We start from the raw sequence: 24,729 nt of genomic DNA, 5'->3' as shown, positions 1-24,729 counted from the left end.
CGGCGGCCCTGGCTCACGCGGCGGCCCCGGCTCACGCGGCCGTCAGGCGTAGCCCGCCGCGGGGTCCCGTTCGGGTGGACCCGTCGCGCGCCGTACCCGGGCGCGCGGCGGGCGCTGGTATGCGGTGGGGAATGCAGCTCTCCTCCCCGCGCCTGCGCGCCGCCCTGCTCGCCGCGGCCTCCCTCACCCTCGTCGCCGCCGTGCTGCCCCCGCCGAAGCCGCTGGGCATCGGCGACCCCCTGTTCCCGCAGCTGGGGAACCCCGGGTACGACGTCCTCTCGTACGACCTGTCCCTCACGTACAAGGACAACCTGAGCCCCCTCGAGGCGATCACCGTGATCGACGCCCGGGCCCTGGAGCCGCTGGAGCGGATCAACCTGGACTTCACCCACGGAACGGTGGCGTCCGCCGAGGTCAACGGGGTGCCCGCCACCTTCGAGACCGTCGGGGAGGACCTGGTCCTCACCCCCGCGACCCCGGTGGTACCGAGCGGCCCGCTGCACGTCACCATCCGGCACACCAGTGACCCGCGCGGCATCGCCGACGGCGGCTGGGTGCCCACCGACGACGGCCTCGCCATGGCCAACCAGGCCGACGCCGCCCACCGCGTCTTCCCGTGCAACGACCACCCCGCCGACAAGGCGTACTTCACCTTCCGGATCACCGCCCCGGCCGGCACGACGGCCGTCGCCAACGGTGTGGCCGGGGCGCTGCCGCTGCGCAGGGCGGGCGCCGCGACCACGTGGACGTACCGCACCCTGCACCCCATGGCCACCGAGCTCGCCCAGGTCTCCATCGGCGACTCGGCCGTCGTCGGCGGTACCGGACCGCACGGGCTGCCGCTGCGCCACGTGGTGCCCGCTGCGGACCGGGCGCGGCTGGAGCCCTGGCTGAAGAAGACCGCGGGGCACGTGGAGTGGATGGAGCAGCGCGTCGGCCGCTACCCCTTCGAGAACTACGGGGTGCTGATCGCCAAGGCGAAGACCGGCTTCGAGCTGGAGACGCAGACCCTCTCCCTCTTCGAGAGCGGCCTGTTCGGCGGGGACGGCTACCCCGAGTGGTACGTCGACGCCGTCATGGTCCACGAGCTCGCCCACCAGTGGTTCGGCGACAGCGTCACCCCGCGGACCTGGTCCGACCTGTGGCTCAACGAGGGGCACGCCACCTGGTACGAGGCCCTGTACGCCGACGGCCTCGGAAAGTACTCCCTGGAGCGGCGCATGCGCGAGGCGTACCAGCGCTCCGACCAGTGGCGGGCGGCCGGCGGACCCCCGGCCGCCCCGAAGCCAGCCGCCCCCGGCGAGAAGATCGGCCTGTTCCGGCCCGTGGTCTACGACGGCGCCGCCCTGGTGCTCTACGCCCTGCGGCAGGAGATCGGCGCCCCCGCCTTCGACCGGCTGGAGCGGCGCTGGGTGGCCGAGTACAAGGACGGCACCGCCGGCACCGAGGACTTCGTTCGCCTGGCCTCGGCGGAGGCCGGACGCGACCTCGGGCCCTTCCTGAAGCCCTGGCTGTACGGGAAGACCACCCCGGCGATGCCCGGGCACCCCGAATGGGGCGGCCCGAAAAGCATGTGACCCCCGGGGAACGGGCATGCCACCATCAACAGGGCCGGCCGCACGCCGCAGGGAATCTCCCGGCGGCGCGACACGTTGGACGTGACAGTGCGAGCCCCCTTGGCCGGAGGCCGTGGCCAGGGCCGACGCCCCGGCCGCGTACTGTGGCCCGGCACCCGCTGCCGCGGGCGCACCGACCTACATCGACGCAACGACGTAAGGATCCAATGACCTCCTCTTCTTCCCCTTCCCAGGACGCGCGGGACGCACAGGAGCAGGACGTGCGCGACTCGCAGAGCTTCACCGAGAGCCTTCGGGCCGACGCCCTGATGGAAGAGGACGTCGCCTGGAGCTACGAGATCGACGGAGACCGTGACGGCGACCAGTTCGACCGCTCGGAGCGTGCCGCGCTGCGCCGCGTCGCCGGTCTGTCCACCGAGCTCGAGGACGTCACCGAGGTCGAGTACCGCCAGCTGCGCCTGGAGCGCGTGGTGCTCGTCGGCGTGTGGACCTCCGGCACGGTGCAGGACGCCGAGAACTCCCTCGCGGAGCTCGCCGCCCTCGCCGAGACCGCGGGCGCCCTCGTCCTCGACGGCGTCATCCAGCGCCGCGACAAGCCGGACCCGGCCACCTTCATCGGCTCCGGCAAGGCGCGCGAGCTGCGCGACATCGTGGTGGAGACCGGAGCCGACACCGTCGTCTGCGACGGCGAGCTCAGCCCCGGCCAGCTCATCGCCCTCGAGGACGTCGTCAAGGTCAAGGTGGTCGACCGGACCGCCCTGATCCTCGACATCTTCGCCCAGCACGCCAAGTCCCGAGAGGGCAAGGCACAGGTCGCCCTGGCGCAGATGCAGTACATGCTGCCGCGCCTGCGCGGCTGGGGCCAGTCGCTGTCCCGGCAGATGGGTGGCGGCGGCGGTGGCGGCATGGCCACCCGCGGCCCCGGTGAGACCAAGATCGAGACGGACCGGCGCCGGATCCGCGAGAAGATGGCGAAGATGCGCCGGGAGATCGCGGAGATGAAGACCGGCCGCGACATCAAGCGGCAGGAGCGGCGCCGCAACAAGGTGCCCTCGGTCGCCATCGCCGGCTACACCAACGCCGGCAAGTCCTCGCTGCTCAACCGCCTCACGGGCGCGGGCGTGCTGGTGGAGAACGCCCTGTTCGCCACCCTCGACCCGACCGTGCGCCGGGCCGAGACGCCCAGCGGCCGGATCTACACCCTGGCGGACACCGTCGGCTTCGTCCGGCACCTGCCCCACCACCTGGTCGAGGCGTTCCGCTCCACGATGGAGGAGGTCGGCGACTCCGACCTCATCCTGCACATCGTGGACGGCTCGCACCCAGCCCCGGAGGAGCAGCTCGCGGCCGTCCGCGAGGTCATCCGGGAGGTCGGCGCGGTCGACGTCCCCGAGATCGTGGTCGTCAACAAGGCCGACGCCGCGGACCCGCTCGTCCTGCAGCGGCTGCTGCGGATCGAGCGGCACTCCATCGCCGTCTCGGCGCGTACCGGGCACGGCATCGAGGAGCTCCTGCGGCTCATCGACGCCGAACTGCCGCGGCCCGCGGTCGAGGTGGAGGTGCTCGTGCCGTACACGCACGGCTCGCTGGTGGCCCGTACGCACGCCGAGGGCGAGGTGATCTCCGAGGAGCACACCCCGGAGGGCACCCTGCTCAAGGCCCGGGTCCACCCGGAACTGGCGGCGGAACTGGCCGCGTTCGTACCGGCCGAGCGGTAACGGCGGACGGTAACCGCGAGCGGTAACGCCGAGCGGCAGCGCCGGACGGAACACCGGGCGCACACGCCGAGGGCCCCCTGCAGCAGCAGGGGGCCCTTTGCCTTTGCCCTTTGTCCTTCGCCTACTTCTTGAACTTGGCGCTCACGGCGTCGTAGATCCCCTTGGCCTCCGGGCCGAGCCGCGGTCCGGCCAGCCAACCCGCCTTCGCCGGGCCGATCGAGGTGTTGGACACCAGCGCCGGCTTGCCGTCACTGCCCGCGGCCACCCAGCCGCCGCCGGAGGAGCCGCCCGTCATCGTGCAGCCGATCCGGTACATCACCGGGTCGTTCGCCTTCAGCGTCAGCCGGCCCGGCTTGTCCGTGCACTGGAACGCCTTCTGGCCGTCGAACGGGGCCGCCGCCGGGTAGCCCGTCGCCGTGATGGACGCGACCTTCGGCACCGCCGGGGCGTTGAACTCCACCGGGAGCGCCGCGCCGACCGTCTCCTCCAGCGACTTGCCCGTGCTCTTCTCCGGGGTCACGTGCAGCACCGCGAAGTCGTACGGGGCCCCCGCGCCGCCCGTCGGACCGCCCGACGCGATCCACTGGTCGGAGGTCTGCGCCCAGTCGCTCCACCACACGCCGTACGGGGCCACCTCCTGCCGCGGCGCGCCCTTGAGCTGCGCGGCCGGCTTGCCCTGGTTGTTGTAGGAGGGGACGAAGGCGATGTTGCGGTACCAGCCGCCCGCCTTGCCCGCGTGCACGCAGTGGCCGGCCGTCCAGACCATGTTCGACTTGCCCGGGTGGGCGGGGTCCTTGACCACGGTGGCCGAGCAGACCATCGAGCCCTCGGGGCCGTCGAAGAACACCTTGCCCGACACCGGGACGCTCGTGTGGTACGGCGTGCCCGCCGCCTTCGCCGTCACCGGCGCCGGGGTGGGGTCGGTGACGCCCTGGTCCTTGCCGGCGTCCGGGTCGATGGCCGGAGGCTGCGGGGTCTTGTCGGCCTCGCGCATGCGGTCCGGGTCCCACAGGCCCTCGATGATCGGGTTGATGTAGTCGCCCGCCTCGCGGAGCCAGTCCTCCTTCTTCCAGTTCTTCCACTCACCTCCCCGCCACTTCTCCAGGTCGAAACCGTGCTCCTTGAGCTTGTCCTTGAGCTGGTCCGGGATCTTGATGGTCCCGTCGGCTCCGGTCGGGAGGCTCGCCGCCACGGTGGGCTTGGCGTCTCCGCCGGCCTCCCCGTCGCCGGGGCCGCAGGCGGCGGCGGTCATCGCGAGTGCCGCCGCGCACAGAATCGCGGTGACCGGTCGGTTCGGTCGCATGTCGTGAATCCCCCTGGTGGTTCCGGGCGTGGGATGCGACCGCCGTGAAATGCCGGCCGCTGAGTGCAGCACCCCACTATGCCGCTGCCGTTGGGGACGACACAGCCGGGGTCCGCGGTTCCGTCCCGCCGGCCGCCGTACCGCTCCGGCGGACAAGGATCTTGGCTCTGCCCGTGTTCCGCCGCCGTCATCGTCGTTGGTACGTACGGGGGATGGGGGGACGGTGTGATGTCCGAGGCGCAATCCGGCGGAGCCGGGGCAGCCGGCGGAACCGGTGGAGCAATCCGTGCGGGAGGTCGACACGCGTGGCGCTGACCGAGCAGGACGCGGCCTCGGCGCAGGTCCCGCCGCAGCCGAACAGGGCCCCGGGCGGCCCCGGTACGGCGGAGGGCATCCTGCGCCGGCAGGCCCTGCGGGAATCCGCCGCCCGCACCTACGCGCGCTCCCTGCCCATCGTCCCGGTACGGGCCCGCGGCCTGACCATCGAGGGCGCCGACGGGCGGCGCTACCTCGACTGCCTCTCCGGCGCCGGCACGCTGGCCCTCGGCCACAACCATCCCGTGGTGCTCGAAGCCATCCGCGGCGTGCTGGACTCCGGGGCCCCGCTGCACGTCCTCGACCTCGCCACCCCCGTGAAGGACGCCTTCACCACCGAGCTGTTCGCCACCCTGCCCGCGGGGCTCGCCGCCGACGCCCGCATCCAGTTCTGCGGGCCCGCCGGAACCGACGCCGTCGAGGCCGCCCTCACCCTCGTGCGCACCGCGACCGGGCGCTCCGGGCTGCTCGCCTTCACCGGCGCTTACCACGGCATGACCGCCGGAGCCCTCGGGGCCTCGGGCGGGGCCCCGGAGGTCCGCGTGACCCGGCTGCCGTACCCGCAGGACTTCCGCTGCCCGTTCGGCATCGGCGGCGCCGAGGGGGCCCGGCTCGGGGCCCGGTGGACCGAGAGCCTGCTGGACGACCCCAAGGGCGGAGTGCCGGCGCCCGCCGCGATGATCGTCGAACCGGTGCAGGGCGAGGGCGGGGTCCTGCCCGCCCCCGACGCCTGGCTGCGCCGGATGCGGGAGATCACCGAGGCCCGCGGGATCCCGCTGATCGCCGACGAGGTGCAGACGGGCGTCGGCCGTACCGGCGCCTTCTGGGGCGTCGACCACGCCGGGGTGGTCCCGGACGTGATGGTCCTGTCCAAGGCGATCGGCGGCAGCCTCCCCCTCGCGGTGATCGTGTACCGGTCCGAGCTCGACGTATGGGGCCCCGGGGCCCACGCCGGCACCTTCCGGGGCAACCAGCTCGCCATGGCAGCCGGGACCGCCACGCTGGCCTACGTACGGCAGAACCGTCTCGCCGAGCGCGCCGCCGAGCTGGGCGAGCGGATGCTCGCGCAGCTGCGCGCCCTGGCCGCCGAGCACCCCTGCATCGGGGAGGTCCGGGGCCGCGGCCTGATGCTCGGCGTCGAACTCGCCGACCCCGAGACCAGGGCCGCCGCCCCCGAACTGGCCGCGGCCGTCCGCCGTGAGTGCCTGCGGCGCGGCCTGATCGTCGAACTCGGCGGCCGCCACGCCAGCGTCGTGCGACTCCTCCCGCCGCTCACCCTCACCGACGAACAGGCCGCGGCCGTCCTCGACCGCCTCGCCGACGCCATCCCCGCCGCCACATCCCCCTGCCCCTGACAAGGACCCCCATGCCCGACGCCACCCCGCAGCCCGGTCTCTCCCGATCCCCGGCGGCAGCGCCCGCAACCGCGGCCGCCACCCAACCCCCGGCAGCAGGCGGTGCGGCAGCCCCCGAAACGCCTGCGCACCCCCGGCCCCTGGAGCCAGGGCCCGCAGCAGCCCCCGACACTGCGGCCGCCACCCAGCCGCCGGGGGCGGGACGTCCGCCGGCAGGCCCATCGGCCGCGCTCCCGCAGCCCCCGGCGGCAGGGCAGGCGGCAGCGCCCGGACCGCAGCGTCCGGTCAGCGGCCACCTCCCCGCGGCCGGGTCCGGCACCCCGGCTCCCGTGCAGCCCTGGGGGACCGCCGGAGCTGAAGGGCGGCTCTCCGACGCAGGGCAGCCGGGAACGGACCGGGAGCCGGCTACCGGCCACTTCACCGCGGCCGGGGCCGGCACCCCGGCTCCCAGCCAGCCCCGGGGGACCGTCGGAGCCGAAGGGCGGCTCTCCGGCGCGGGGGAGCCGGGAACGGACCGGGAGCCGGCTGAAGGCAGCCTCATCCGGCCCGACACCGCGTCCCGCGGGCGGGCTCCGGGCGACGGCGCCCCCCGGACCGGGGCCGGCACGCCGCCCCACCGCACCCAGGCGGCCGACCTGGCGCCGCGTCCGGACCGGCCGGCTGCCCCCGCACCGACCGCCATCCCCGGCAGCACGGGAGCGACAGCCACCGCCACCTCCGGCGGCGCGGGAGCGGCCGGCACCGCCACCCCCCGCACCGCGGGAGTACCAGGCACCGCCACCCCCGGCAGCGCGGGGGCGGCAGCCACCGCCATGCCCGCCACCGCGGGAGCGACAGCCACCGCCACCTCCGGCGGCGCGGGAGCGGCCGGCACCGCCACCCCCGCCACTGCGGGAGTACCAGCCACCGCCATGCCCGGCAGCGCGGGAGCGGCAGCTACCGCCGTGCCCGGCAGCGCAGGGGCGGTAGCCACCGCCACCTCCGGCATTCCGGGAGCGGTCGACACCGCCATGCCCGCTACCGCGGGAGTACCAGCCACCGCCGTGCCCGGCAGCGCGGGAGCGGTAGCTACCGCCGTGCCCGGCAGCGCAGGGGCGGTAGCCACCGCCACCTCCGGCATTCCGGGAGCGGTCGACACCGCCATGCCCGCTACCGCGGGAGTACCAGCCACCGCCGTGCCCGGCAGCGCAGGGGCGGTAGCTACCGCCGTGCCCGGCAGCGCAGGGGCGGTAGCCACCGCCACCTCCGGCATTCCGGGAGCGGTCGACACCGCCATGCCCGCTACCGCGGGAGTACCAGCCACCGCCATGCCCGGCAGCACGGGAGCGGCAGCCACTGCTGTGCCCGGCAGCGCGGGAGTGGCAGGCACCGCCGTGCCCGGCACCGCAGGAGCGGCAGCCACCGCCGTGCCCGGCAGCCCGGGAGCGGCCGGCGGCCCGGCGCAAGGCGGCGCCGGCGCGGGTGGCGCAGCCGACACCGCCGCGGGAGCGGCCGGGCAGGGCGGCGCCGCGGCCCCGCAGGCGCCCGGGGCCGGGGCCCTGCCGCAGGGGCCGGCAGGAGCCCGCCCGGCCGGCCCGGACGGGGCCGGCGGCCCGGGCGGGGACCCGGCGGTCCCCCAGGCGCCGCCGGCCACCGCCACCGGAGCCATGGTCCCCCGGCAGAACCACGGCACGCTCCGCCCCCGTATCGGCGCCACCGGCCTGTCCGGACCCGAACCGGCCCTGCTGCCCGACCTGTTGGACCACAGCGATCCGGCCGTCGCCGCCGAGGCCGCCGCCGTGGAGAACCTCCTGCGGTGCTGGGTCCGCGAGAGCGGCCTCGGCCGCCCCGACGGCCCCGCCGGAACCCTGCTGCGCATCCCCCTTCCCGCATCCGGCACCGCCCTGCTCGTCGCCGTCCGCTACTGGTCCCCGACCGGCTGGCACCGCTTCGCCCCGGCCCGGCTCGAAGGCGCACCCGCCACCGCCCCGGCCCTGGACGCCGTCACGCTCGCCTCCCTCCTCGCCCGCGAGGGCAACGCAGGCGGCCGCGGCGGCACCGACCTCGTCGCCCGGGTCGCCGACTCGGTCCGCCGCACCGCCGAGTTCATCGCCGACCGGCGCGAACGGCCCACCCCGCCCGAACCCGTCGCCGGCGAACTCTTCCTCACCGCCGAACAGTCCCTCCTCCTCGGCCACCCCCTCCAGCCGGACCCGAAGAGCCGCGAAGGACTCTCCGAAGCCGAAGTACGCCGCTACTCACCCGAACTCCACGGCTCCTTCCCCCTGCACTGGCTCGCCGTCGCACCCGCCGCCCTCGCCACCGACTCCGCCTGGACCGAACGCGGCCGCCCGGTCTCCGCCGCCCAGCTCCTCGGCCGGCTCGCCCCCGGACTCCCGCTGCCCGAGGGCTCAACCCCCCTTCCCCTGCACCCCTGGCAGGCCCGCGACCTGCTCCAACGCCCCGCCGTCACCGCCCTCCGCGACGCCGGACTCCTCCACGACCTCGGCCCGTACGGCGAACCCTGGTACCCCACCTCCTCCGTGCGCACCGTCCTGCGCCCCGGTGCCCCGGCGATGCTCAAGCTCTCCCTGGGCCTGCGCATCACCAACTCCCGCCGTGAGAACCTCCGCAAGGAGCTCCACCGCGGCGTCGAGGTGCACCGGCTGCTCCGCACCGGCCTCGCGGAACAGTGGCAGGCGGCCCACCCCGGCTTCGACATCGTGCGCGACCCCGCCTGGGTCGCCGTCGACGCCCCGGACGGCACCCCGGTCCCCGGACTCGACGCCGTACTGCGCCACAACCCCTTCCGCTCCCACGACGACGCCGTCTGCATCGCCGCACTCACCGCGCCCCGCCCCTGGCCGGGCCGCGCCACCCTGCGCTCACGGCTCGCCGAAACCGTCTCCCGGCTCGCCGCCACCACCGGACGGCCGACCTCCGCCGTCGCCGCCGAGTGGTTCCTGCGCTACCTCGACCACGTCATCCAGCCCGTCCTCGCCTTCGACGCCCTTGCCGGGATCGCCCTCGAAGCCCACCAGCAGAACACCCTGGTCATCCTCGACCGGGCCGGCTGGCCCGTCGGCGGCCGCTACCGCGACAACCAGGGCTACTACTTCCGCGCCTCCCGCCGCACGGAACTGCAGCACCGGCTCCCCGGCATCGGCGACGCCAGCGACACCTTCGTCTCCGACGCCGTCACCGACGAACGCTTCACCTACTACCTCGGCATCAACAACGTGCTCGGCCTCATCGGGGCCTTCGGATCGCAACGGCTCGCCGACGAACGCGTCCTGCTCGCCGCCTTCCGCCGCTTCCTCGGCAAGGCCTGCGCCCTCGGACCCGTGCCCGCACGGCTGCTCGACTCACCCACCCTGCGCTGCAAGGCGAACCTGCTCACCCGCCTGGGCGGCCTCGACGAACTCGTCGGCCCCGTCGACTCCCAGTCCGTCTACGTCACCATCGCCAACCCCCTCCACGATTGAGCGCCGATGCCCTCCACCGACACCCCCGCTGCCCCGATCGGCCCCACCACGAACGACACCGCCGCCCTGCACCTCACCGCCGAACTGCGCCTGACCGCCCAGCTGCTGCCCCTGCTCGCGGAAGCCGACCTGCTCGACTCCCCGGCCGCATGGAGCGCCACCGCCACCCCGGTCGGCGCCTTCCGCCTCGAACCCGTCCGCCTCGTTCGCGACCTGGAACTCCTCACCGGCTGGATGAACGACCCCGCCGTGGACGCCTACTGGGAGCTCGCCGGCCCCGCCTCCACCACTGCGGCCCACCTGCGGGCCCAGCTCGACGGCGACGGCAGCAGCATCCCCTGCCTCGGCCTCCTCGACGGCATCCCCATGAGCTACTGGGAGATCTACCGGGCCGACCTCGACCCGATCGCCCGCCACTACGCGGCGCGCCCCCACGACACCGGTATCCACCTGCTCATCGGAGACGGCGCGAACCGCGGCCGCGGCCTGGGCACCACCCTGCTCCGTGCCGTCGCCGACCTCGTGTTCGACAACCGCCCGCGCTGCACCCGCGTCATCGCCGAACCGGACATCCGCAACACCCCTTCCCTCTCGGCCTTCCTCAACTCCGGCTTCCGCTGTGCCGGAGAAATCGAGCTCCCCGCGAAGCGCGCCGCCCTGATGGTCCGGGAACGAGCGCTCCGCAACCTCCTCTGACGCCCCCTTCCGACGGCGGCCTCACATCGAAAACTCTGCGCCGCGCAGCAAAGTTCCCGGTTCCCGAGGAGTACCGTGCAGAATTTCTCCGCCGCCCCCGACTCGCCGGACCCGCACTTCCCCGACGCCGCCGCGCCCTTCCCCCACCATCCCTGCTCCCCGCCCGAACTCACGGCCGCCACCTGGGAATCCGTCTCGCGCCGCCTGCTCGCCAAGATGCTGGGCGAGTTCGCCTACGAGGAGATCCTCAGCCCCGTCCCGGCCCCCGCCGCCGCCGGCGACGCCTGGCAGCTCACCCTCGACGACGGCAGCAGCCTCGGCTTCCGCGCCCGCCGCCGCGCGTACGACAGCTGGCAGGTCGCCCCCGACACCCTCACCCTCACCCCGCCCGCACCCTCCACCGACCCCCCGACCGCCTTCACCGACCCGTTCGCCTTCCTCGTCCGCGCCCGCGGGCTCCTCGGCCTCGACGGCGCCACCCTCGGCCACCTGGTCCGCGAGCTCAGCGCCACCCTCTCCGCCGACGCCCGCATCGCCCACACCGCGCTCACCGCCGACGTCCTCGCCGATCTCGACCACGCCGAGCTCGAAGGCCACCAGACCGGCCACCCCTGGCTCGTCCTCAACAAGGGCCGCACCGGACTGTCCGCCGCCGACACCGCCGCCTGGGCACCCGAGGCCCGCACCCGCCAGCGGCTGCCCTGGCTCGCCGCCCACACCTCCCTGGCCGCCTACCGCGGTACGGCCGGCCTGGAGGACCCCGCACGCCTCTACGCCGCGGAGCTCGACCCCGTCACCCGGGCCGCCTTCGACCGCACCCTGCGCGAACGCGGCCTCGACCCCCGCGCGTACCTCCTCCTGCCCGTCCACCCCTGGCAGTGGGACGAGATCGTCCTCCCCCTCTTCGCCCCGGCCCTCGCCTCCGGCGCCCTGGTCCCGCTCCCCGCCGACCCCGACATACGCCTCCCGCAGCAGTCCGTGCGGACCTTCCTCAACCTCACCCGGCCCGACCGGCTGAGCGTCAAGCTGCCGCTCACCGTCCTCAACACCATGGTCTGGCGCGGTCTGCCCCCCGACCTCTGCCTCGCCGCCCCCGCCGTCACCGCCTGGCTCCGGGCCCTCCGCGACGCCGACCCTTTCCTGCGCGACGAATGCCGGGTCGTCCTGCTCGGCGAGGTCGCCTCGGTCACCGTCCGCCACCCCGTGTACGACGCCCTGCCCGAGGCCCCGTACCAGTACCGCGAGCTTCTCGGGGCGATCTGGCGCGAGCCCCTGACCAGCCACCTCGCCCCCGGCGAACGGGCCCGCACGCTCGCCTCCCTCCTCCATGTCGACCCCCGCGGCCGGTCCTTCACCGCCGAGCTCGTCGCCCGCTCCGGTCTCACCCCCACCGCCTGGCTGCAACGGCTCCTCGGCGCGCTCCTGCCGCCGCTCCTGCACTTCCTCCACCGCTACGGAACCGTCTTCTCCCCGCACGGCGAGAACACCGCCGTGATCTTCGACGAGCGGGACGTGCCGGTCCGGATCGCCCTCAAGGACTTCGTCGACGACGTCAACATCAGCCGCGAGCCGCTGCCCGAGCTCGCCACCGTGCCGGCCGAGGTCCGAGCCGTGCTGCGCGACAAGCCCGCGGACTCCCTGCCCCAGCACCTCCACGCCGGTCTGTTCGTCGGGGTCCTGCGCTATCTCGCCGCCCTCTGCGAGGACGGCCTCGGCGTCCCGGAGCACGCGTTCTGGTCCCTCGTACGGGCGGAGATCATGAGCCACCGGGAACGTTTCCCCGAGCTCGGCCCGCGCTACGCGCTCTTCGACCTGCTCGCCCCGCGCATCGACCGGCTCTGCCTGAACCGGAACCGTCTGTACGCGGACGGCTACCGCGACCGGCCCGAGCGCCCGCAGGCGGTCCGGCACGGCACCGCACCCAACCCCTTGTATCGCCCATGAATCTCCGTGGTGGCCGTCACTGTCGGTGGCGCCCCGTAGGGTTGTAGGTGCTATGACGAAGCCCTCCCTCACCGACCTGCTGCACGCCGCCGTCTCCGCCGTCGGCGGCACGGAGCGCCCCGGCCAGGTCGCCATGGCCGAAGCCGTCGCCGAAGCGATCGACGACAACACCCACCGGCTGATCCAGGCCGGCACCGGCACCGGCAAGTCCCTCGGATACCTGGTGCCGGCCCTCGCGCACGGCGAGCGCGTGGTCGTGGCCACCGCGACCCTGGCCCTCCAGCGCCAGCTCGTCGAGCGCGATCTGCCCCGGACGGTGGAGGCGCTGCATCCGCAGCTCCGCCGCCGCCCGCAGTTCGCCATGCTCAAGGGCCGTTCGAACTACCTGTGCCTGCACCGGCTGCACGAGGGCGCCCCCCAGGACGAGGAGGAGGGCCTCTTCGACCAGTTCGAGGCCGCCGCCCCGACCAGCAAGCTGGGCAAGGACCTGCTGCGGCTGCGCGACTGGGCCGACGAGACGGAGACCGGCGACCGGGACGACCTCACGCCCGGCGTCTCCGACAAGGCCTGGGGACAGGTCTCGGTCTCCTCCCGTGAATGCCTGGGCGCGACGAAGTGCGCTTACGGTGCGGAGTGCTTCGCCGAGGCCGCCCGCGAGCGGGCCAAGCTCGCCGACGTCGTGGTCACCAACCACGCGCTCCTCGCCATCGACGCGATCGAGGGCGCTCCGGTACTGCCGCAGCACGAGGTGCTGATCGTGGACGAGGCCCACGAGCTGGTCTCCCGCGTGACCGGCGTCGCCACCGGTGAGCTCACGCCCGGCCAGGTCAACCGCGGCGTGAAGCGGGCCGCGAAGCTCGTCGACGAGAAGACGGCCGACGCCCTGCAGACCGCCGCCGAGTCCTTCGAGCGGGTCATGGAGCTGGCCCTGCCCGGCCGGCTGGAGGAGATCCCGGACGACCTCCGGTACGCGCTGATGACCCTGCGGGACGCCGCGCGCAACGTGATCTCGGCGATCGGGGCGACCAGGGACAAGTCCGTCCACGACGAGGACGCGGTCCGCAAGCAGGCGCTGGCCGCCGTGGAGAACATCCATGCCGTGGCGGAGCGGATCACCCTCGGCTCCGAGTACGACGTGGTCTGGTACGAGCGCCACGACCGTTTCGGCGCCACCCTCCGGGTCGCCCCGCTGTCGGTGTCCGGCCTCCTGCGCGAGAAGCTGTTCGAGGACCGCGCGGTGGTCCTGACGTCGGCGACGCTCAAGCTCGGCGGGGACTTCAACGGGGTCGCGGCCTCGCTGGGCCTCTCGCCCGAGGGCGTGGAGGCGGACGACGCACCGGTCTGGCGCGGCCTGGACGTGGGCTCCCCGTTCGACTACCCCAAGCAGGGGATCCTCTACGTGGCCAAGCACCTGGCCACCCCGGGCCGCGAGGGCACCCGCGGCGACATGATGGACGAGCTCGCCGAGCTGATGGAGGCGGCCGGTGGTCGCACCCTCGGCCTGTTCTCCTCGATGCGCGGGGCCAAGGCGGCCGCCGAGGAGCTCCGCACCCGGCTCGACTTCCCGATCCTGCTGCAGGGGGAGGAGACGCTGGGCGAGCTGATCAAGAACTTCGCGGCGGACCCGAAGACCTGCCTGTTCGGCACGCTGTCCCTGTGGCAGGGCGTGGACGTGCCCGGCCCCAGCTGTCAGCTGGTCGTCATGGACCGGATCCCGTTCCCGCGCCCCGACGACCCGCTGATGAGCGCCCGGCAGAAGTCGGTCGAGGAGCACGGAGGGAACGGCTTCATGGCCGTCGCCGCGACGCATGCGGCCCTGCTGATGGCCCAGGGCGCGGGGCGCCTCGTACGGGCGGCCGGTGACCGCGGTGTCGTGGCGGTTCTGGATCCCCGGCTGGCCACGGCCCGGTACGGCAGCTTCCTGAAGGCCACGCTGCCGGACTTCTGGTACACGGTGGACCGCAATCAGGTGCGCCGCTCGCTGGCGGCCATCGACGCGGCCGCGAAGGCCGACGGCAAATAGCCGGAGGCCGGATGCACGACAGCTCCGGGACCGGCGCAGTGGGTCCCGGAGCTGGATGGGGGGCGCGGGATCAGACCCGGCGCAGTACGGCGACGACCTTCCCGAGGATGGTCGCTTCGTCGCCGGGGATCGGCTGGTAGGCCGAGTTGTGCGGCAGGAGCCAGACGTGGCCGTCCTCGCGCTTGAAGCGCTTGACCGTGGCCTCGCCGTCGAGCATGGCGGCGACGATGTCACCGTTCTCGGCGACGGGCTGGCGGCGGACCGTGACCCAGTCGCCGTCGCAGATCGCGGCCTCGATCATGGAGTCGCCGACGACCTTGAGGACGAAGAGCTCTCCGTCACCGACGAGCTGCCGGGGGAGCGGGAAGACGTCCTCCACGGACTCCTCCGCGAGGATGGGGCCGCCGGCCGCGATCCGGCCGACGAGGGGAACGTACGAGGCGGCCGGCTTGCCGGTGGTGTCGGTGGGCTGCGAGCTGGGCTGGTCCGAGCCGCGGACCTCGTACGCCCGGGGCCGGTGCGGGTCGCGGCGCAGGAAGCCCTTGCGCTCGAGGGCCATCAGCTGGTGGGCGACGGACGAGGTGCTGGACAGCCCGACCGCCTGGCCGATCTCGCGCATCGACGGCGGGTAGCCGCGACGCTGCACGGAGTCCCGGATGACCTCGATGACCCGCCGCTGCCGGTCGGTGAGCCCGGAGCTGTCGGCGCGGATGCCTGGAGGTCGTCCTGGCAGCGAGCGAGCGGGGCGCAGGGCCTCCGTCTCCGGGTTCGGGCTTGCGGCGTCGTTCATGGCATGCACCGGCTCGAGTCGGCTCTGGGAGCGGTTCTGGGCAGTGATGGCGGCACTGTCTGCGGTGGTGGTCACGTCGGCCCCTCTCGAAATGTTCTCCCTAGCTGGACAACGGTAGTTGCTTTCGAAAGGTTGCGCCAAACACACGTTCGAGTGAAAAATCGCAGATCGGTCGCCGTTGTCACATCAAGAGGTGTATGGACGATCCGCGGGCCGAACGCGGGTTCGGTGGCCCGTCCGCCGCTTACGGTACCCTTCCCGGTCGGATCGGTCGGGCCGACGCCTTCCGGTCCTGCCCCCAGTGTGGCACCGCAGGCCCCCGCGTCCGGTGACCGGACGCGGCGACACGCGGAGCGATGCAAATCCACCACAACCCAAGATCTAGTGGTTGGATGAGCGCGGCCACCCAGAACTAGTGGTCCGGGGTCTCGCGAGGTCTCCGGGATCGCATATGCTTGTGGCTGCTCCACAGGCCCCCGGCAGAGCCCGTCTCCGTCGTTCCGGTGCTTGGCGGGGTGATTCAGTCGTGCCCAGAGGGAGGGTGAGGGAACCATGCACTGCCCCTTCTGCAGGCACCCCGACAGCCGCGTCGTCGACAGTCGCACCACGGACGACGGCACGTCGATCCGCAGACGCCGCCAGTGCCCCGACTGCTCCCGTCGCTTCACGACGGTGGAGACGGCCTCGCTGATGGTGATCAAGCGCAGCGGGGTGACCGAACCCTTCAGCCGTACCAAGGTCATCTCCGGCGTGCGCAAGGCGTGCCAGGGGCGGCCGGTCACCGAGGACGCCCTCGCCAAGCTCGGCCAGCGGGTCGAGGAGGCGGTGCGCGCCACCGGTAGCGCCGAGCTGACCACCCACGACGTGGGTCTGGCCATACTCGGCCCGTTGCAGGAGCTGGACCTGGTCGCGTACCTGCGGTTCGCGTCCGTGTACAAAGCGTTCGACACCCTTGAAGACTTCGAGACCGCCATCGCCGAACTGCGCGTGCCGCGGCCTCAGCCCGAAGAGTGCGGGCCCGGAGGGACCGGTTCGGTCCCCGTGCCCGCCTCCGCCGCCGACTGACCGGGCGGCCGCGCATCCCGTCGCGGCCCGTCCGTTCGGCCAGGCGAAGAAACGTAACAAGACACAGCACTGTGCCGCGGACCAGGAATAACGCTGGCACTTTAGGGCGTTTTTGCCCGCATATGGGAGGCAGGCGGCATGACAGAGACGGCGAGCAGCTCGGCACGTGGTTCCCGCACCAAGGGGACCAAGGCCGCCAAGGGCGGCCTGCGGATCGAGCGCATCCACACCACCCCGGGCGTGCACCCGTACGACGAGGTGAGCTGGGAGCTCCGTGACGTCGTCATGACGAACTGGCGCGACGGCTCGGTCAACTTCGAGCAGCGCGGCGTCGAGTTCCCCGACTTCTGGTCGGTGAACGCGGTCAACATCGTCACCAGCAAGTACTTCCGCGGCGCCGTCGGCACCCCGCAGCGCGAGACCGGTCTGAAGCAGCTCATCGACCGCATCGTGAAGACGTACACGAAGGCCGGCGAGGACTACGGCTACTTCGCGTCCCCCGCCGACGCGGAGATCTTCGAGCACGAGCTGACGTACGCCCTCCTCCACCAGATCTTCAGCTTCAACTCGCCGGTGTGGTTCAACGTCGGCACGCCCCAGCCGCAGCAGGTCTCCGCCTGCTTCATCCTGTCCGTCGACGACTCCATGGAGTCGATCCTCGACTGGTACAAGGAAGAGGGCATGATCTTCAAGGGCGGCTCCGGCGCCGGCCTGAACCTCTCCCGCATCCGCTCCTCCAAGGAGCTCCTCTCCTCCGGCGGCAACGCGTCCGGTCCCGTCTCCTTCATGCGCGGCGCCGACGCCTCCGCCGGAACGATCAAGTCGGGCGGCGCCACCCGCCGCGCGGCCAAGATGGTCGTGCTGGACGTCGACCACCCGGACGTCGAGGACTTCATCGAGACCAAGGTGAAGGAGGAGGAGAAGATCCGCGCCCTGCGCGACGCGGGCTTCGACATGGACCTGGGCGGCGACGACATCACGTCCGTCCAGTACCAGAACGCCAACAACTCCGTCCGCGTGAACGACGAGTTCATGACGGCCGTCGAGAACGGCACCAGCTTCGGCCTGCGCGCCCGCATGACCGGCGAGGTCATCGAGCAGGTCGACGCCAAGGCGCTCTTCCGCAAGATGGCCGAGGCCGCGTGGGCCTGCGCCGACCCGGGCATCCAGTACGACGGTGTGATCAACCACTGGCACACCTGCCCCGAGTCCGGCCGCATCACCGCGTCGAACCCGTGCAGCGAGTACATGCACCTGGACAACACGTCCTGCAACCTCGCCTCGCTGAACCTGATGAAGTTCCTGAACGACGACGGCAAGGGCGAGCAGTCCTTCGACGCGGTGCGCTTCGCCAAGGTCGTCGAGCTCGTCATCACCGCCATGGACATCTCCATCTGCTTCGCGGACTTCCCGACGCAGAAGATCGGCGAGAACACCCGCGCCTACCGCCAGCTCGGCATCGGCTACGCCAACCTCGGCGCCCTGCTGATGGCGACCGGCCACGCGTACGACTCCGACGGCGGCCGCACCCTCGCCGCCTCCATCACCTCGCTGATGACCGGCACCGCGTACAAGCGCTCCGCCGAGCTGGCCGCCATCGTCGGCCCGTACGACGGCTACGCCCGCAACGCCGACGCCCACAAGCGCGTCATGAAGCAGCACGCCGACGCCAACGCGGCGGCTCCGCGCACCGAAGACCTGGACAACGCGATCTGGGCCGCGGCGACCGAGGCCTGGCAGGACGTCCAGCGCCTCGGCGAGAAGAACGGCTTCCGCAACTCCCAGGCCTCCGTCCTCGCGCCGACCGGCACCATCGGTCTCGCGATGTCCTGCGACACCACCGGTGTCGAGCCGGACCTGGCGCTGGTCAAGTTCAAGAAGCTCGTCGGCGGCGGCTCGATGCAGATCGTCAACGGCACCGTCCCGCAGGCCCTGCGCCGCCTGGGCTACCAGGAGGAGCAGATCGAGGGGATCGTCGCCCACATCGCCGAGCACGGCAACGTGATCGACGCCCCCGCCCTGAAGACCGAGCACTACGAGGTCTTCGACTGCGCCATGGGCGAGCGCTCCATCTCCCCGATGGGCCACGTCCGCATGATGGCCGCGATCCAGCCGTGGATCTCCGGCGCGATCTCGAAGACGGTCAACATGCCGGAGTCGGCGACCGTCGAGGAGATCGAGGAGATCTACTTCGAGGCGTGGAAGATGGGCGTCAAGGCGCTCGCGATCTACCGCGACAACTGCAAGGTCGGCCAGCCCCTCTCCGCCAAGAAGAAGGAGGAGGAGAAGGCCGAGGTCACCGAGAAGGCCGAGGACACCATCCGCGCGGCGGTCGAGAAGGTCATCGAGTACCGCCCCGTCCGCAAGCGCCTCCCCAAGGGCCGCCCGGGCATCACCACCTCCTTCACGGTGGGCGGCGCCGAGGGCTACATGACCGCCAACTCCTACCCGGACGACGGTCTCGGCGAGGTCTTCCTGAAGATGTCCAAGCAGGGCTCCACCCTCGCGGGCATGATGGACGCCTTCTCCATCGCCGTCTCGGTCGGCCTCCAGTACGGCGTGCCGCTGGAGACGTACGTCTCGAAGTTCACCAACATGCGCTTCGAGCCGGCCGGCATGACCGACGACCCGGACGTGCGGATGGCGCAGTCGATCGTCGACTACATCTTCCGCCGCCTGGCCCTGGACTTCCTGCCCTTCGAGACCCGCTCGGCGCTCGGCATCCACACCGCCGAGGAGCGCCAGCGCCACCTCGACACCGGCTCCTACGAGCCCCTCGAGGACGAGGTCGACACGGAGTCCCTGGCCCAGTCCGCCCCGCTGGCGGCCGTCCCCGCGGCCCCGAAGGCGCAGGCCGTGCCGGTCCCAGCCCCGAAGACGGCGCACTCCAGTGCCGAGCTCGTCGAGATGCAGCTCGGCGTCTCCGCGGACGCCCCGCTGTGCTTCTCCTGCGGTACGAAGATGCAGCGCGCCGGCTCCTGCTACATCTGCGAGGGCTGCGGCTCGACCAGCGGCTGCAGCTGATCGCCGCCGGCCGGGCAGCCGCGTAGGCGAGCCGGGTCAGTAGGCGAGACGGTGACGAAGGGGACCGACCGGTGGTCGGTCCCCTTCGGCGTCAGTGGGGTATCCGGCGCGCCGGGCGCGTGATCGAAGCCCACCGAGACCACCAGGCGCTCGGGTACGCAGTCCAGGGCCGCCACGGGTTGGTGTGCAGGGCCGTCATGCCGATCATTGTGCGGAGCGGGGCGCGCTCGGCGCCTTGCGGTTTTGGCCTGGGACAAGGTGAGCGGGGGAGTCATGTGGAGCGGTGACGAGCTGGATCTCGACGCGTATCTGGAGCGGATCGGCTACGACGGGCCCGTCGGGGACGACGGGGAACTCCGGCCGGACCTCGCGACGTTGTACGCAGTGCACCGGGCCCATACCGGTGCGATCGCCTTCGAGAGTCTGGACGTGCTGTTCGGCCGCCCCGTCGGGCTGGACGTCAAGGCCATCGAGGACAAACTCGTGCACGGCCGCCGCGGCGGCTACTGCTACGAGCAGAACTCGCTGCTGGCCGCCGCCCTGGAGCGGATCGGCTTCGAGGTCTCCGGGCGCGGCGCCCGCAACCGCACCCGGGGCGACACGCTCCTGCCGGTGACGCACGCCGTCCTCGTCGCCACCGTGGAGGGTGAACCCTGGCTGTGCGACGCGGGGTTCGGCCACCAGGGCCCGCGCGAGCCGGTCCCGCTCACGCGCCCGGGAACCGAACGGGTGCAGGGGGAGTGGACGTACGCCGTGCGCGAGGAGGAGGACGGCATCCTCACGCTGTCCATGCTGCGCGGCGGGACCTGGCGGGACCTGTACGCCTTCTCCCCGCAGCGCTACCACCCCGTCGACTACGTCCTGCTCAACCACTACAGCTCCTCCCACCCCCGCTCCGCCTTCATCGGGCAGGTCATCGTGCAGCAGCCGGGCGACACCGTCCGCACGGCGCTCGTCGGCAGCGAGCTCACCCGGCTGTATCCCGACGGGCGCACCGAGACCGAGCCCGTCGCCCCCGGTGAGCTCCTCGCCGTACTCGACCGGGAGTTCGGACTTCGACTGTCCGGGCGGGACGCGGAGGACCTGGCACGCATCAACCGCGCCGGGGACTGACCGCGGCCGCGCCGGGCCCGTACCATGACGCCGTGCTGGTCAAGTGGATTCGCTGCACGGTGACGGACCGACGCGGGTTCGAGCGCGGGCAGCGCAAATGGGCGGGGCTGCCTGGCGAGCCGGGATTCCGGGGGCAGGGCGGCGGCTGGAGCAGGGGGAGGCAGGGGGTCGCGCATGTTTTCGCGTTCTGGGAGAGCCGTTCCTTCTACGACTCGTTCATGGCGCGCTCGTACGACCGGCTGGCTGCCGCACAGACCGGCACGTACACGAACGCCCGGGTCACCCTCTTCGACCACCGCTTCGACGTGAAGACCGGCTTCGAGCCGCGCTTCACCGATGCCGACGTCGTCCGCGTGGCCCACACCCGCGTGCGGGAGGGCCGCGTGGACCACTTCGCCCTCATGCAGGAGAAGGTGTGGAACCCGGCCATGGCCGGGTCGCCCGGCATGATCCGCGGGCTCTTCGGGGAGGCCCCCGGCCGGGAGTTCCTGGTGCTGTCCATGTGGCACGCGGCCGCCGAGCACGGCAAGTACCGCCAGGAGCGGGTCGAGCGCCTCGGCCTGCGCGCGCAGACCGAGGCCGACGTCGAGGCCCTCACCGGTGACGTCGTCGACCTCGAATCGGCCTGGACGGTATGACCGTACGAAGAGCGGCAGGCTGATCGGCGCGCCCGGATGCAGGGCGTGCCGATGGCCGCATAGGGTCGTGGGATGGTACGACCACGGCGCATCGTCCTTGTCCGGCACGGGGAATCGGAGGGCAATGTCGACGACACGGTGTACGAGCGGGAGCCGGACCACGCCCTGCGGCTGACCCGGCGCGGCCGCGAGCAGGCCGCGCAGGCCGGCGAACGGCTGCGCGAGCTCTTCGGCGAGGAGCACATCAGCGCTTACGTCTCCCCCTACCGCCGGACCCTGCAGACCTTCCGGGAACTGCGGCTCGACCCCGCGCGCGTCCGGGTGCGCGAGGAGCCCAGGCTGCGCGAGCAGGACTGGGGGAACTGGCAGGACCGCGACGACGTGCGCCTGCAGAAGGCGTACCGCGACGCCTACGGCCACTTCTTCTACCGCTTCGCCCAAGGCGAGTCGGGCGCCGACGTCTACGACCGGGTGGGCTCCTTCCTGGAGAGCCTCCACCGCAGCTTCGAGGCGCCGGACCACCCGCCGAACGTGCTGCTCGTGACGCACGGACTGACCATGCGGCTGTTCTGCATGCGCTGGTTCCACTGGTCGGTGGCCGAATTCGAGGCCCTGTCCAATCCGGGCAACGGCGAGTACCGCATGCTGCTGCTCGGACCGGACGGCCGCTACCGGATGGACCGCCCGTTTGAGCGGTGGACCACACCCGAGCCTTATGACCTGGACGGCTAAAGTGACGCGCGATGACCGCTGACTCCTCTTCCGAAAGGCGCTACGCACGCGCCCTGTCCAGCCTCCGCGGGCTGGCCCTGGGAGACGCCCTTGGCTCCCAGTACTTCGTTCCCGTGAACTACCCGCTGCTCAAGCGCCGCGAGCTGCCCGCCGGCGCCGGGACCTGGCAGTGGACCGACGACACCGAGATGGCCTGCTCGGTGGTCGCGGTCCTCGCCGAGCACGGACGCATCGACCAGGACGCCCTCGCCAACTCCTTCGCCCACCACCACGACTTCGACCGCGGCTACGGTCCCGCCGTGAACCGGATGCTCCGCCTCATCCGCGAGGGTGAGGACTGGCGCACCCTGGCCGCCGAACTGTTCAACGGGCAGGGCTCCTGGGGCAACGGCGCGGCCATGCGCATCGCGCCGCTGGGCGCCTGGTACGCCGACGACCCGGAGCAGGCCACGCACCAGGCGGAGATCTCCGCCTACACCACCCACCAGCACCGCGAGGCGGTCTGCGGGGCGATGGCCGTCGCCGCGGCGGCGGCGTTCGCGGCGGATCCGCTGGGCCCGCCCACCGCCGCCGACCTGCTGGACAACGTGATCGCCCTGGTACCGCGCAGCGCGGTCGGCGCGGGGCTGCGGCGGGCTCGGGACATGCTGGACTACGGGGACGCGACCACCGTGGCGGCGGTGCTCGGCTGCGGCCGGCGCACCAGCGCGCACGACACCGTGCCGTTCGCGCTGTGGTCGGCGGCGCGCTCGCTGGACGACTTCGAGCGGGCGTTCTGGACCACCGCGCAGGTGGGCGGCGATGTGGACACCACCTGCGCGATCGTCGGCGGGGTGCTGGGCGCGTGCGGGGAAACCGCCCTGCCGGCTGCCTGGCTGGCCCGGACGGAGTCGCTCCCGGACTGGCTGCCCGGGACCCCGGCCGTCTAGCACGGGCGGCCCGGGCGTCGCTCGGCGGCGGGTCTTCGAGGGCGCCCGGGGCGGCGTGTCGGCTGCCGACCGGATTGTCACGGTCCTGCCACAGGCCTGCCCAAGGAGCGGTAAAGCCGCACGTCACAGGCCTACCCTTTCCGCTTCGCCGCCTCATGGTTCCACGGGCGGCTGACAGGGAGGGGAACCCGATGTCAGAGAACGACCCCGCAGCGGCGGACGGCAACTCCGACGACGCGGCTGCGGCCGCTGCAGCAGGAGCCGGAGGGGCCGCCGCAGGAGGGGCAGGGGCCGCTCCGGCCACAGGGGCCGCAGCCGCCGCTCCAGCCGCGGGAGCCACCGCGGCCGCATCCGGAGCCGGAACCGCAGCCGCATCGGGAGCCGCGGCCGCACCGACGGCCGCCGCCGGCGGAGCAGGGGTCCACGCCCCTGGCCAGGCGGCCGGCAGCGCGCCGTACACCGTGCCTCCGGGGTGGGATCCGCGGGCCTGGCAGGCCTATCGGGTCCGACAGGAACGGGCACGCAAGGGCGTCTGGTCCATCGCACCGCTCCCCTGGGCCACGGCCGCCGAGCCCGCCGAGGCCGCGCCCGTGCCCACGGCCGTGCTGGTCTCGGCAGGCGCCACGGGTCTCGCCGCGGCCCTCCTCCTCGGCGACGGCCTCGGCCTCGGCCTGCTGCTGGCCGTGGTGCCGGCCGTCGTCGCCGCGTACGCCGCCGCGCGCACCGCCCGCCGCAGGGCCCGCCCCTGGACCGTGGCCTGGGCCCTCGGCTGCATCGCCCTGCTCGCCGTGCCCGCGCTGCGCGACGCCGGCTGGCCGACCACCCTCGCCCTGCTCGCCGCCGTCCTCACCGGCGCACTGGCCCTGCAGGGCAGCCGTACCTGGGTCGGTGTGCTGCTCAGCCCGCTGGGCCTCGCCGACTCCCTGATGACCGGTGTTCGCTGGGCCTGGACCGGACTGCGCTCGCGCGGCAGCGGCGTCGACCGCGCCCGCTGGGTGCCCGTCGCCAAGGCGGTCGGCGTGGCCGCCGTCCTGCTGGTGCTGTTCGGCGCCCTCTTCGCGTCCGCCGACGCCGCCTTCGCGGACCTGCTCAGCGGGTTGACCCCCGAGGTCTCCGTCGGCGACGGGCCGGTACGCGTGGCGCTCTTCGCGGTCGGCACGGTCCTCGCGCTGGCCATCGCCCGTACCGCCGCGGCCCCTTCGCACTGGGACCGGATCCGGCCGGCTCCGGGCAAGCCCCGGTCCCGCGTCGAATGGGCGCTTCCGCTCATCGTGCTCAACCTGCTGTTCGCCGGCTTCAACGCCGTCCAGCTGGCCGTCCTGTTCGGCGGCTACGACAAGGTCCTGCGCTCCACCGGGCTCACCTACTCCGAGTACGCCCGCCAGGGCTTCTGGCAGCTGCTGTGGGCCACCCTCCTCACCCTGGCGGTGATCGCGCTCGCGCTGCGCTGGGCCCCGCGCGCCGGAGCCGGCGACCGGCGGCTGGTGCGCGTCGTCCTCGGCACGCTGTGCGTGCTCACCCTGGTCGTGGTCGCCTCCGCACTGCGCCGCATGGACCTGTACGTGGAGGCGTACGGGCTGACCCGGCTGCGGGTGTCGGTGGCCGCGATGGAGCTGTGGCTCGGCCTGGTCATCGCCCTGATCATGGCCGCGGGGGCCTTCGGGGCGCGCTGGCTGCCGCGCGCGGTGGCGGGCAGCGCGGTGGCCGCCGTCCTGGCCTTCGGGCTGCTCTCGCCCGACGGCATGGTCGCCCAGAACAACGCGGACCGCTTCCACCGGACCGGCAAGATCGACCTGGCGTACTTCCAGTCCCTGTCGGCGGACGCGGTGCCCGCCCTGGACCGGCTGCCCGAACCCCAGCGCTCCTGCGCGCTGCGCGGCATCAACAACGACCTGTCCGAGGCGGGCCGGGTGCCGTGGTACGCGATGAGCCTCGGCGAGTACCGGGCCCGCAAGATCCTGGACGAGCGCCCGGTGACCGCCTCGTACGAGGTCTGCTCGCGGCTGGGCACCTTCGCGCGCAGCGTCGAGTAGCACCGGCCGC

16 protein-coding genes are annotated in these 24,729 nt (G+C 73.0%); 14 read left to right on the top strand and 2 right to left on the bottom strand.

Features of this window, described 5'->3' with window-relative positions; all coding sequences use genetic code 11:
* Positions 1-131 precede the first annotated feature (131 nt).
* Complete coding sequence (locus ABZ924_RS06310) at positions 132-1,577, top strand: M1 family metallopeptidase (protein ID WP_361904900.1); 1,446 nt, start codon at positions 132-134, stop codon at positions 1,575-1,577.
* 206 nt (positions 1,578-1,783) lie between these two features.
* On the top strand, positions 1,784-3,295 hold the full coding sequence (gene hflX / locus ABZ924_RS06305; protein WP_361904897.1) for a GTPase HflX: 1,512 nt from the start codon (positions 1,784-1,786) through the stop codon (positions 3,293-3,295).
* Between the two features lie 121 nt (positions 3,296-3,416).
* On the opposite strand, the gene ABZ924_RS06300 is transcribed toward hflX, so the two are convergent.
* The gene (locus ABZ924_RS06300) at positions 3,417-4,598 is read right to left on the bottom strand and encodes a hypothetical protein (RefSeq protein ID WP_361904894.1); all 1,182 of its coding nucleotides are present in this window, start codon (positions 4,596-4,598) and stop codon (positions 3,417-3,419) included.
* Positions 4,599-4,990: 392 nt separating this feature from the next.
* On the opposite strand from ABZ924_RS06300, the gene ABZ924_RS06295 reads away from it, so the two are divergent.
* From ABZ924_RS06295 to ABZ924_RS06275, 5 genes are all read left to right on the top strand, one after another.
* Positions 4,991-6,268: a diaminobutyrate--2-oxoglutarate transaminase family protein gene (locus ABZ924_RS06295; protein WP_361904931.1), complete on the top strand. Its 1,278-nt coding sequence runs from the start codon at positions 4,991-4,993 to the stop codon at positions 6,266-6,268.
* A 1,307-nt stretch (positions 6,269-7,575) separates the two neighbouring features.
* Complete coding sequence (locus ABZ924_RS06290; protein WP_361904891.1) at positions 7,576-9,732, top strand: IucA/IucC family protein; 2,157 nt, start codon at positions 7,576-7,578, stop codon at positions 9,730-9,732.
* Between the two features lie 6 nt (positions 9,733-9,738).
* The gene (locus ABZ924_RS06285) at positions 9,739-10,428 is read left to right on the top strand and encodes a GNAT family N-acetyltransferase (protein WP_361904888.1); all 690 of its coding nucleotides are present in this window, start codon (positions 9,739-9,741) and stop codon (positions 10,426-10,428) included.
* A 75-nt stretch (positions 10,429-10,503) separates the two neighbouring features.
* Entirely contained in the window at positions 10,504-12,372 is a 1,869-nt protein-coding gene (locus ABZ924_RS06280) for an IucA/IucC family siderophore biosynthesis protein (protein ID WP_361904886.1), read from the top strand.
* Positions 12,373-12,424: 52 nt separating this feature from the next.
* Positions 12,425-14,395, top strand: a complete 1,971-nt coding sequence (locus tag ABZ924_RS06275) for an ATP-dependent DNA helicase (protein ID WP_361904883.1) — start codon at positions 12,425-12,427, stop codon at positions 14,393-14,395.
* A gap of 70 nt (positions 14,396-14,465) precedes the next feature.
* Here the strand turns inward: ABZ924_RS06275 and lexA are convergent, their stop codons facing one another.
* Complete coding sequence (gene lexA, locus ABZ924_RS06270) at positions 14,466-15,260, bottom strand: transcriptional repressor LexA (protein WP_361904880.1); 795 nt, start codon at positions 15,258-15,260, stop codon at positions 14,466-14,468.
* A 477-nt stretch (positions 15,261-15,737) separates the two neighbouring features.
* Between lexA and nrdR the strand changes: the two genes are divergently transcribed.
* The 7 genes from nrdR to ABZ924_RS06235 all read left to right on the top strand — a co-directional run bounded on the left by nrdR (position 15,738) and on the right by ABZ924_RS06235 (position 24,719).
* Positions 15,738-16,250, top strand: coding sequence for a transcriptional regulator NrdR (nrdR, locus tag ABZ924_RS06265; RefSeq protein WP_361904878.1), 513 nt, complete (start codon positions 15,738-15,740; stop codon positions 16,248-16,250).
* Between the two features lie 138 nt (positions 16,251-16,388).
* Positions 16,389-19,274, top strand: a complete 2,886-nt coding sequence (locus ABZ924_RS06260) for a vitamin B12-dependent ribonucleotide reductase (protein ID WP_361904875.1) — start codon at positions 16,389-16,391, stop codon at positions 19,272-19,274.
* Positions 19,275-19,547: 273 nt separating this feature from the next.
* On the top strand, positions 19,548-20,387 hold the full coding sequence (locus ABZ924_RS06255; protein WP_361904872.1) for an arylamine N-acetyltransferase: 840 nt from the start codon (positions 19,548-19,550) through the stop codon (positions 20,385-20,387).
* Positions 20,388-20,419: 32 nt separating this feature from the next.
* The gene (locus ABZ924_RS06250; RefSeq protein ID WP_361904870.1) at positions 20,420-21,025 is read left to right on the top strand and encodes a YdbC family protein; all 606 of its coding nucleotides are present in this window, start codon (positions 20,420-20,422) and stop codon (positions 21,023-21,025) included.
* A 72-nt stretch (positions 21,026-21,097) separates the two neighbouring features.
* Positions 21,098-21,757, top strand: a complete 660-nt coding sequence (locus tag ABZ924_RS06245) for a histidine phosphatase family protein (RefSeq protein WP_361904867.1) — start codon at positions 21,098-21,100, stop codon at positions 21,755-21,757.
* 11 nt (positions 21,758-21,768) lie between these two features.
* Positions 21,769-22,686: an ADP-ribosylglycohydrolase family protein gene (locus ABZ924_RS06240; RefSeq protein ID WP_361904865.1), complete on the top strand. Its 918-nt coding sequence runs from the start codon at positions 21,769-21,771 to the stop codon at positions 22,684-22,686.
* A 191-nt stretch (positions 22,687-22,877) separates the two neighbouring features.
* Positions 22,878-24,719, top strand: a complete 1,842-nt coding sequence (locus tag ABZ924_RS06235; RefSeq protein ID WP_361904862.1) for a DUF4173 domain-containing protein — start codon at positions 22,878-22,880, stop codon at positions 24,717-24,719.
* Positions 24,720-24,729: the final 10 nt, after the last annotated feature.

Source organism: Streptomyces sp. NPDC046876 (assembly GCF_040645035.1).
GTDB lineage: Bacteria > Actinomycetota > Actinomycetes > Streptomycetales > Streptomycetaceae > Streptomyces.
This window is presented reverse-complemented; position numbering and strand designations above follow the sequence as displayed.